We start from the raw sequence: 9,896 nt of genomic DNA on the forward strand, positions 1-9,896 counted from the left end.
CAATCGCCCCGCGTCTGTATGAGGAGCCCGACACCATGCATGTACATGAAATTGCCCATCCCCTGGTCAAGCACAAGCTGGGGCTGCTGCGGCAGCGTTCGCTGAGCACCCGCAGCTTCCGCCAGCTCACCGCGGAAGTGGCCAGCCTGTTGACCTACGAAGCCACCAGCGACCTGTTGCTGGAGGATTACCAGGTGGACACCTGGATGGGGCCGGTGCCGGCGCAGCGCATCAAGGGCAAGAAAGTGACCGTGGTGCCGATTCTGCGCGCCGGCATCGGCATGCTGGACGGCGTGCTGGAGCTGATTCCCAGCGCCAAGGTCAGCGTGGTGGGGCTCTACCGCAACGAGGAGACCCTGGAGCCGGTGGCCTATTTCGAGAAGTTGGCCCACGGCCTGGAGGAGCGCCTGGCGCTGGTGATCGACCCGATGCTGGCCACCGGCGGCTCCATGGTCGCCACCATCGACATGCTCAAGAAGGCCGGCTGCAGCCAGATCCGCGCCCTGGTGCTGGTGGCGGCGCCGGAGGGCATCCGCCGCGTCCACGAGGCGCACCCGGACGTGACGCTCTACACCGCGTCCGTGGACAAGGGCCTTAACGAAGACGGCTACATCGTCCCCGGCCTGGGCGACGCCGGCGACAAGATCTTCGGCACCAAATGAATATTCTGATCGGCGCCCAGATGCTGTTCGTGGCGTTCGGCGCCATGGTGCTGATGCCGCTGCTCACCGGCCTGGACCCGAGCGTGGCGCTGTTCACCGCCGGCCTGGGCACCCTGTTGTTCCAGGGCATCACCCGCCGCTCGGTGCCGGTGTTCCTGGCGTCGTCGTTCGTGTTCGTGGCGCCCATCGCCCACGGCGTCGAGCAGTGGGGCATTCCCGCCACCATGGGCGCGCTGTTCTGCACGGCCGTGGTCTATGTGGTGCTGGGCGCCCTGGTGAAGTGGCGCGGCCCGGGCTTTTTGCACCGGCTGATGCCGCCGGTGGTCACCGGGCCGATCATCATGGTGATCGGCCTGAGCCTGGCGCCCACCGCGGTGAACTTCGCCATGGGGCTGACCGGCAACGGCGCCGAGCGGGTGTTTCCCTACGGCGAGGCCCTGCTGGTGTCGATGGTGGCGCTGCTCACCACCATGCTGGTGGCGACCCTGGCCCACGGGCTGTTCCGGCTGCTGCCGATCCTGTGCGGCGTGGTGGTCGGTTATCTGGCCGCGCTGGCCCTGGGCATGGTGGATTTCGGTGCCGTGCAACAGGCGAGCTGGCTGGCGGTGCCGGAGTTCGTGGCGCCCACCTTCCACTGGCCGGCGATTCTGTTCATGGTGCCGGTGGCACTGGCCCCGGCCATCGAACACGTGGGCGACGTGCTGGCGATCAGCAACGTCACCGGCAAGGACTACATCAAGAAGCCGGGCCTGCACCGCACCCTCACCGGCGACGGCGTCGCCAGCATGGCCGCCGCCCTGTTCGGCGGCCCGCCCAACACCACCTATTCGGAAGTGACCGGCGCGGTGATGCTCACCAAGGTGTTCAACCCGGTGGTGATGACCTGGACCGCGGTGTTCGCCATCAGCCTGGCGTTCATCGGCAAGGTGGGCCTGCTGCTGCAGAGCATCCCCACGCCGGTGATGGGCGGCATTCTGATCCTGATGTTCGGCTCCATCGCCAGCGTCGGCATGAACACCCTGATCAAGGCGCGGGTGGATCTGCACGCCCAGCGCAACCTGGTGATCGTGGCGGTGACGCTGATCTTCGGCATCGGCGGCATGGTGATGGGCAACGGCGAATTCACCCTGCAGGGCATCAGCCTGTGCGGTCTGGTGGCGGTGATTCTGAATCAGATTCTGCCCGCCGCCCCGGCCACCGCCGACGACCTCCACGAAGAACAGGAATACGTCGAAGATATGCTTAACCACGCCAGGGGCGAGGGTGATCTGTGGGAGCGGGCCTCGCCCGCGAAAGGTGGCGACAGCCACCGGCAGGATTCCAGAGACTCTTAAGGGCGACCTTTGCCGGCCGGCAAGCCGGCCTTTCGCGGGCTGGGCCCGTTCCCACAAGGGCTCACTCCACCAAGTCTGTTCCCTTGCGCGTTACAACTCGTCTTTCTTCACCCATTGCTTGGCCTGCGGGGGCTGGTAGGCGCTCATGCGGTCGAGCAGGGCGGCGGGCTGTGATTCCACGATCAGCATGCCCCGGTGGTGGGGGCGCAAGAATTGTTCTTCGGTGGCGTGGTCCAGGAAGGTGCCCAGGCCGTCGTAGTAGCCGGCCACGTTGAGCAGCGCGCAGGGTTTGTGGTGCCAGCCCAGCTGCGCCCAGGTCCAGATCTCGAACAGCTCCTCCAGGGTGCCGACGCCACCGGGCATGGCGACGAAGCCGTCCGCCAGCTCGGCCATGCGCGTCTTGCGTTCGTGCATGGAGCCGGTCACGTGCAGCTCGGTGAGGCCCGGGTGGGCCAGTTCTTTCTCCTGCAGCGCTTGCGGGATCACGCCGGTAACGCGGCCGCCCTCGGCCAGCACCGCGTCCGCCACCGCGCCCATGACGCCCACACTGGCGCCGCCGTAGACCAGCCCCAGATCCCGCGCCACCAGCTCCCGGGCGAACGCCCGCGCCGCCGCCACATAGTCGTCCCGCCGACCGGGGCTGGACCCGCAATACACGCACAGATTCCGCATCGGTTGTTTCTCCTCGCTGGATTAAGGTCTCTACGCAGCCCGCTTTATACCAGAGACCTGTTATTCCACGCAGGCGCCGGCCTGCCCGTGATCACGGATCTGCGCCATCACGCTCTTGGCGCGCAGGGTCATGAAGGTGCGGATGTCCACGCCGCCGTCGCGCAGCCGCTGGGCGGTCCAGGTGTTGCAGGTGCGCCCGAACCAGAAATGGCCCCGGGCGGGAAAGAAACGGCTGTCGCCGTACAGGCCCGGGTCCGCCGCCAGGGGCCGGCCGTCGGCGTTTAGTTTGAAATCTCCGGCCAGGGCGGCCTGCAACCGTTCCAGGCCCTCGGCGGACAGGCACAGTGCCTGCACGTCGCTGTTCGGCAGGTCCGCCGGGTGTTTGTCCAGCCCGACCACGTGCAGCACCGTGTCGGTGGGCCAGAACAGCGCCTTGCCCAGCAGCCAGAGGTTGTCTGTGCGGCGGTAGAAGTCGTTGTCGCCCCAGCCGATTTCGTACCACACCGGGTCATTGAACTGCTCGTCCAGGAACGCCAGCGGCGGCGCCAGCCGGTCCGCCGGCAGCACAATGCCGGTGTGCCAGCGGTGGCGCACCACCAGCACGGTGGCGGTCTCGTCGCCGGCGCGCGCGTCCTCCGGCGCCAGTGTGATCAGCAACGCTGTTACCAGGGCGGCCATCAATGTTTTCATGAGGCGATGTTAGCGATACGCCGGGCGGTTGTAACCCGGCGCGCACCGGCTACCAAGGATGGGAGTGGTTATGCGGAGCGGACAAACGGTGCCCGGCGTCGGCCTGGTGCTGGTGGCATTGGCGGCGCTGTGTTGGGGCGTCTCCGGCGGCATCGCCGGGATACTGATCGAGCAGGGCTGGGACGCCTCGGTGGTGTCGTTTTACAGAGCGGCGGTCGGGCTGGTGCTGGTGGGTGTTTACCTCGCCATTCGCCCCGGCGGCAGCGGTATCCGGCATCCCCGCCTGTGGCTGTGGGCGGTCCTGGCCGGCCTGGGGGTGGCGGGCAATTTCAGCTTCTACTTTCTCAGTATCGCCGAAGGTGGCGTCGCGGTGGCGGCCACGCTGATGTACTCGGCGCCGGTGTTCGTCTACCTGGTAGCGTTCGGCTTCAAGCTGGAGCGGCCCACGCCGGTCAAAGGGCTGGCCATCGCCCTGGTGATGCTCGGCATCGTGCTGCTCACCCGGCTGTACAACGTGGATGTCGGCAAGGTGACGGCGGCGGGTATCGGCTTCGGGCTGCTGGCGGGGGTCTCCTACAGCGTTTTTATCTACGGCTTCAAATACGCCGCCGGCCAGGGCAGCCCGCAGGCGGTGCTTACCATCGCGTTGGGCTGTGCCGGCGTGATTCTGCTCGGCGCCAGTGATACCACGCAGGCGGTGGCGGTGTTGAACGCCCCGCAGTGGTGGCTGTTTGCCCTGCTCGGGGTGCTCGGCGCCGGGCTGTCGTTCGCGTTTTATGTGGTGGGCCTGAAGCGCACCGCGCCCACCCTGGCGGCGATCGTCGCCATGGTCGAGCCGGTCACGGCCTCGTTATTCGGCGTTCTGGTGCTGGGGGAGACCCTGGCGCCACTGCAGATTCTGGGTCTGGTTCTGATCCTGGTGACGGTCACCGGACTGAGCCTGTACTCGAACCGGCGCCGTTGAGGCGCGGGCCGTCGGACCTGGCTTAGCGGCGGCGCGCCTTCATGGCCCAGCCGACGATCACCACCGGGGCCGCCAGGCCCACCCAGGACACCCAGTCGAACACGCCGTTGCCGAGCAGGGCGGCCAGCAGGCCGACCAGGCTCAACAGCGCGATCAGTGTCGGTGTGGCGAAAATCTGCCAGGGCGTTTTGCGGGTGTTGACCCGTTGCGTGTCCATCAGGGCTTGCCTCCGGCGGGCTGCGCCGGCACGGCGCCGCCGTTTTCCGCGCGGGCGCCGGCCGGGCTGGCGCGCCGGCGCGCCACCCACAGGTAGAGGCCGGTGATCAGCACCACGATGGTGATCACATCCAGCACCGCCCAGAGAATTTTCAGCGGCAGGCCGCCGTAGTCGCCGAAGTGCAGCGGGCCGGACAGCGACAGGGTTTTGTTGTACCAGGGCATTTCGCGCATGTCGGCGAATTCACCGCTGCGGGCGTCCACCAGAGCCGGGGTGATGATGTGTTCTGTCAGCGAGGTGTTGCCGTGCAGGAAGATCGCGAAGTGGTGGTCGGTGGACCAGCCGCCGCCGGGGAAGGCGACGAACTGCAGCGTCATGTCCGGCGCCGCCTCTTCGGCCTGGGCCACGGCGCGGTCCAGCGACGCCATTTCATCCGGCGTGGGCACGGCGGCGTCTTTGTAGCCCTCGGTGAGGTCGGCCAGGGCCTGGGTGCGCCAGGTGTCCACGATTGGGGTGGAGAGCGTGTTGATCACGCCGGTGAGCCCCACCACGGTGAGCCAGGCCACGGTGACCACGCCCAGCAGATTGTGATAATCGAGCCATTTGATGCGTTTGGAGCGTTCGGTGCGCAGGGTGCCGAAATCCAGCTTGCGCATGAACGGCGCGTACAGCACCACGCCGGACACGATGGCGATAAACAGCAAAAAGCCCATCGCCCCCAGGAACAGCATGCCGGGCAGGCCCAGGAACATGTCCGTGTGCAGCTTCAGGATGAAGTCCATCACGCCGCCTTCGTGGTGGCCGGGGACCAGCTCGCCGCTGGTGCGGTCGAAGGAGGCGAAATGCATCTCGCCGTCGGAGGCGTCCGGCGTCGGCCCGCTGGTGACGTTCACCACCGGCCGGTCGGTGTCGAAGCTCATGAACAGCGGCACGTGATCGGGCCGGTTTTCCAGCGCCGCGTCCAGCATGCGGTCCAGTGACAACAGCGGGCCGTCCGGATTGGCCGGTTGCCAGGTGCTGTCGTCCAATGCCGCGTCGATCTCGTCGTGGAAGATCAGCGGCAGGCCGGTCAGGCACAGCATCAGTATGAAGGCCGTGCAGATCAGGCTGGTCCATTTGTGTACCGCCGACCAGGCGCGGATGGTGCTCTGTTGCATGTTTGACTGCCTGAGCGCCCCGGTTTGATACCGGGGCGCCTGAGTTGTCGTTTAAAAGTCCAGGGTGGCGGACACCAGCACCGTGCGCGGCGCGCCGATGGTCAGGTAGCCGGCGCCCGGGAAGCCGCCGGCGGAGGCCCAGTAGTCTTCGCCGGTGACGTTCTCCACCCGGCCGCGCAGGGTCAGGAACTTGCTGTCGCCGAGGGCGATCAGGTAGCGCGCGCCCAGGTCCAGACGGGTCCAGCTGTCCACCTTCTGCTCGTTGGCTTCGTCCGCGTACTGCGAGCTGGTGTAGATCACGCGGCCGTCCACGGCCAGGTCCGGCAGCTGCGGTACCCGGTATTCCAGGTTCAGGTTGGCCTGGGTGTCCGGCGAGCCGATGGCGTCGTTGCCGTCCACGTCCGCGTCCAGGAAGCTGACACCGCCCAGCACCGTCAGGTTCCGGGTGGCGTTGCCGTAGGCCATCAGTTCCACGCCGGTGTTTTCCTGGTCGTCGATTACTTCATAAACGTTGGCGGCGTTGAGGCCGGCGATCGGCTTCTCGCTGCGATACACCGACACACTGCCGCCCAAGCCGCCGCCATCATACTTCATGCCGACCTCGGCTTGTTCGGTGGTGTAGGGATCCAGCCTCTCGTTGGGGTTCACGGCACCATTGCCAAGGCCGGCGCTGTCGCCTTTTTGCAGGCCTTCAATGTAGTTCGCGTAGGCGGACAGTGAGGGCGTGAGCTTGTACAGAACCCCTACGGTCGGCGTGATCTCGTCTTCGTCGTAGCTGGTGTCTGCGTTGCGCACGCCAGTGTCGTAGTCGTAATCGTCGGTTTTCAGCTTCTGGTAACGCGCGCCGAGAGTGACCAGCAGACGCTCATCAAACATGGAAAGTTGGTCGGCCACCGCCAGGCTTTGGAAGCGGGTTCGCGCCGTCAGTTCGGGGTTATCAAGATCGCCGCCGAAGAATGTATTTGCCGGGCGGGGCACTGTTACCGGGTCATAGAGATTGCCAGCCACCCCGCCGAACGAAAGCCCATAGGCATTGTCGGATTCGAGCTCATAGGTGGAGCCGGAAACGCTGACCTTATGGCCAATGTTGCCGGTGTCGAAGGCGAAGCGAACACCGGTCTCGCCGGTGATCACAGTGTCTTCCCGTGCGGTATCAAAGCGGCCCGCGGTGTAGTCGCCTTCAGCATTGGCAACATCGGGATTTGCGAAACTTGAATTTTCCTCACCCCGGCGCGCGCCCACGGCGGCCCAGCCGGTTATGTTGTCCGCGAAGTCATACTCGGCGCGGAGTGTGCCGAAGACGTCGTTGGAGTCCGAATAGGTCCAGGGCTGGCCGATGGATTCATCCGCGTCGGGTGCATCGGTGATCGGCACGCCGGGAAGAAAGGTAATGTTAGGCTGGCCGCCGTCGATGCGGTGCTTCTGGAAGCCCAGATCGGCGGACACCCGGAAATCCTCTTCACGGAAGTCCACGCCGAGGTGCGCCATGGACAGCTCCGCTTCCTCGCCATCCACGGCGGTGTCGCCGTCGCGGCGCGCCACGTTCAGACGAATGCCGAAGCGGCCGTCGTCGGAGCGGTTGGCCATATCGGCGGCGGCGTAGCCCTGGCCGCCGCTCTGGGTGCCCAGGGTCACCTGGTTGAGTGCCCGGTTCGGCGCGCGCTTGGGCACGATGTTGACGGCGCCGCCCAGGCCACTGCCGCCCGGCGCCGCGCCCTTCAGGAAGGTGTTGGCGCCACGGAACACCTGCACCCGCTCGATGAACTCCGACGCCAGGTACTGGCGCGGCAGCAGGCCGTACAGGCCGTTATAGGTGATGTCGTCCGAATACACCGGCAGGCCGCGCACCAGGTACACCTGCTGGTAGTTGCCGAAACCGCGCGCCACCCGAACCGCCGGATCGTTGAGCAGTACCTCGCCGACGCTGGCGGCCTGCTGGTCTTCGATCAGCTGTTCGGTGTAGTTGGTGACGTTGTAGGGCGTGTCCATCACATCCTGAGCGCCCAGGATGCCGATGCTGCCGCCTTCCGCCACCTGGCCGCCGGCGTAGGCCGGGCTCAGGCCGCCCTCGGAGGCATCGGCGCTGGATTGCACCTCCACCGGGGCCAGGGTGTTGTCGCCGCTGCCTTCGTCGTCGCTGGTTTGCGCGTAGGCGCTGGGAAAGGCGCCGCTGGCGAGAATGGCGAGGGAAAGCGCGGAAAGCCGGAAAGCAGGATGTCGCATGGTGAGCCCCGAATTCGAGTTATGGGTAGTTCCGGGGCGGAATTCTACCCAAAATGAGAATTGCTTGCATTCTCTTTCGGGGAGGGGAGAGAGGGCGCGGGAGCGGGCCACGCCCGCTCCCGCAAAGGCGCTTACACCTCGAAGGCGTCGTTGAGCTTCTTCGGCACGGCCACCAGCTTGAGCTGCGCGAACTGGGGCAGGCCGTTCTTGTAGGGCGGGTAGGATTCGCCGCCGATCAGCGGTTCCAGGTAGGCGCGGCCGGAGGGGGTGATGCCGAAGCCGTCCTTGCTGATGAACTTGCGCGGCATCTTCTTTTCCACGTTGGCCACTTTGCTGAGCGGTGCCTCGCCGATGGTCCAGGCGTACTTTTTTGTGTCCTTGCGGACAATCGTGGGCATCACCGCGTTTTTGCCGGCGACGGCGAATTCCACGGCGGCGCGGCCCACGGCGTAGGCCTGGTCCACGTCGGTCTTGGAAGCGATATGACGGGCCGCGCGCTGCAGGTAGTCGCTCACCGCCCAGTGGTATTTATAGCCCAGCTCGCTCTTCACCATCTGTGCCAGCACCGGGGCCACGCCGCCGAGCTGCTTGTGGCCGAAGGCGTCGGTGGTGCCGGCGTCGGCTAGGAAGGTGCCGTCGGCGGTGCGCGCGCCTTCGGAGACCACGATCACGCAGTAGCCCACCTTCTTGACGGTGTCGTCGACTTTCTTGAGGAACGCCTTCCGGTCAAAGGCGATTTCCGGGAACAGGATGATGTGCGGGGCGTCGTCCGGGTTGTCCTTGGCGAGCCCGGCGCTGGCGGCGATCCAGCCGGCGTGGCGGCCCATCACTTCCATCACGAACACCTTGGTGGAGGTGGCGCACATGCTGGCCACGTCCAGGGCCGCTTCGCGGCAGCTCACGGCGGTGTATTTGGCCACCGAACCGAAGCCCGGGCTGACGTCGGTGATCGGCAGGTCGTTGTCCACGGTCTTGGGCACGTGGATGGCCTGGATCGGGTAGCCCATTTTTTCCGACAGCTGGGAGATCTTCAGGCAGGTGTCGGCGGAGTCGCCGCCGCCGTTGTAGAAGAAGTAGCCGATGTTGTGGGCCTTGAACACTTCGATCAGCCGCTCGTACTCGCGGCGTGAGCTTTCCAGGTCCTTGAGCTTGTAGCGGCAGGAGCCGAAGGCGCCGCCGGGGGTGTGCTTGAGCGCTTCGATGGCGCCTTTGCTTTCTTTGCCGGTGTCGATCAGGTCTTCGGTGAGGGCGCCGATGATGCCGTTGCGGCCGGCGTAGACCTTGCCGATGGTCTGCTTGTTCTCCCGGGCGGCTTCGATTACCCCGGCGGCGGATGCGTTGATCACGGCGGTGACACCACCGGACTGAGCGTAGAAAGCGTTTTTGCGCGCCATTGCGGACCTCCTGCTTGAATTGGCGCGCATTTTAGCCTGCCTGGGGCGCCACTAACAGGCTGCCAGGGCATGGTGTCGAGCGCGGCGCTCTGGAACAATACGCGCCGGGAGGAACCATGAACGCTTTATTGAACGTATTCGCCCGCCTGTGCGTATTCCGCCGCGGGCCGGAAGACATGCCCTACGCGCCGCCCCTGGTGGGGATTCTGCTGGCGCTGTGGATGGTGATCCAGTTGCTCAGCGCCGCGCTCCAGGACGGGCTGTCGGTGGCGCAGATGGTGGGCGTGCAGCTGCTGGCCATGGGGCTGTTGCTGGGATCCAGCGCCCTGGTCCTGGCGTTCAAAAACCTGCTGGGGCGCTGGACGCAGACCGCCATCGCCCTGATCGGCGTGGATATCGCGTTGTCGCTGCTGGCCCTGCCGATGCTGCTGATCGGCCACGCCGCCGGCGGCACGCCGTCGATACTGGAGGGCGTCTATCTGCTGCTGGTGAGCTGGCAGCTGGCGGTGCAGGCGTTTATTTTCCACCGCGCCTTCGCCATCGGCCCGTTGCTGGGCCTGGCGATGGCGTTCGGCCTGTTGAT

General features: G+C 66.1%; 10 protein-coding genes. 4 read left to right on the forward strand and 6 right to left on the reverse strand.

The genetic code is table 11. The features are described 5' to 3' along the window. Window positions 1–35: 35 nt before the first annotated feature. Both upp and ACEQZD_RS12235 read left to right on the forward strand, forming a co-directional pair. Window positions 36–662: a uracil phosphoribosyltransferase gene (gene upp / locus ACEQZD_RS12230; protein WP_142949605.1), complete on the forward strand. Its 627-nt coding sequence runs from the start codon at window positions 36–38 to the stop codon at window positions 660–662. Further along, a complete protein-coding gene (locus tag ACEQZD_RS12235) occupies window positions 659–1,996 on the forward strand; it encodes a uracil-xanthine permease family protein (RefSeq protein WP_370185852.1) in 1,338 nt (445 codons plus the stop codon). The genes upp and ACEQZD_RS12235 overlap by 4 nt, the downstream gene beginning before the upstream one ends. Before the next feature lie 90 nt (window positions 1,997–2,086). Here ACEQZD_RS12235 and ACEQZD_RS12240 read toward each other — a convergent pair whose 3' ends face one another. Both ACEQZD_RS12240 and ACEQZD_RS12245 read right to left on the reverse strand, forming a co-directional pair. Further along, window positions 2,087–2,668 carry a TIGR00730 family Rossman fold protein gene (locus tag ACEQZD_RS12240; protein ID WP_370185855.1) on the reverse strand — a complete coding sequence of 194 codons (582 nt, stop codon included), beginning with the start codon at window positions 2,666–2,668 and terminating at the stop codon, window positions 2,087–2,089. Window positions 2,669–2,728: 60 nt separating this feature from the next. Then, window positions 2,729–3,358, reverse strand: a complete 630-nt coding sequence (locus ACEQZD_RS12245; RefSeq protein WP_142949602.1) for a DUF2459 domain-containing protein — start codon at window positions 3,356–3,358, stop codon at window positions 2,729–2,731. Between the two features lie 70 nt (window positions 3,359–3,428). Between ACEQZD_RS12245 and ACEQZD_RS12250 the strand changes: the two genes are divergently transcribed. Further along, window positions 3,429–4,322 carry a DMT family transporter gene (locus tag ACEQZD_RS12250; RefSeq protein WP_370185858.1) on the forward strand — a complete coding sequence of 298 codons (894 nt, stop codon included), beginning with the start codon at window positions 3,429–3,431 and terminating at the stop codon, window positions 4,320–4,322. Between the two features lie 22 nt (window positions 4,323–4,344). Here ACEQZD_RS12250 and ACEQZD_RS12255 read toward each other — a convergent pair whose 3' ends face one another. From ACEQZD_RS12255 to ACEQZD_RS12270, 4 genes are all read right to left on the reverse strand, one after another. Next, window positions 4,345–4,539, reverse strand: coding sequence for a hypothetical protein (locus tag ACEQZD_RS12255; RefSeq protein WP_194855979.1), 195 nt, complete (start codon window positions 4,537–4,539; stop codon window positions 4,345–4,347). Continuing rightward, a complete protein-coding gene (locus ACEQZD_RS12260; RefSeq protein ID WP_370185861.1) occupies window positions 4,539–5,696 on the reverse strand; it encodes a PepSY domain-containing protein in 1,158 nt (385 codons plus the stop codon). Before ACEQZD_RS12260 ends, ACEQZD_RS12255 begins: the two co-directional genes overlap by 1 nt. Window positions 5,697–5,747: 51 nt before the next feature. Next, window positions 5,748–7,919: a TonB-dependent receptor gene (locus ACEQZD_RS12265; protein WP_370185864.1), complete on the reverse strand. Its 2,172-nt coding sequence runs from the start codon at window positions 7,917–7,919 to the stop codon at window positions 5,748–5,750. Between the two features lie 131 nt (window positions 7,920–8,050). Continuing rightward, window positions 8,051–9,313 carry a 6-phosphofructokinase gene (locus ACEQZD_RS12270; RefSeq protein ID WP_370185867.1) on the reverse strand — a complete coding sequence of 421 codons (1,263 nt, stop codon included), beginning with the start codon at window positions 9,311–9,313 and terminating at the stop codon, window positions 8,051–8,053. 116 nt (window positions 9,314–9,429) lie between these two features. Here ACEQZD_RS12270 and ACEQZD_RS12275 point away from each other — a divergent pair. Further along, window positions 9,430–9,896: hypothetical protein (locus tag ACEQZD_RS12275; RefSeq protein ID WP_370185870.1), on the forward strand; the 467-nt coding region annotated here is incomplete at its 3' end.

The organism is Alloalcanivorax sp. (assembly GCF_964221125.1).
In the GTDB taxonomy this organism is placed as follows: domain Bacteria; phylum Pseudomonadota; class Gammaproteobacteria; order Pseudomonadales; family Alcanivoracaceae; genus Alloalcanivorax; species Alloalcanivorax venustensis.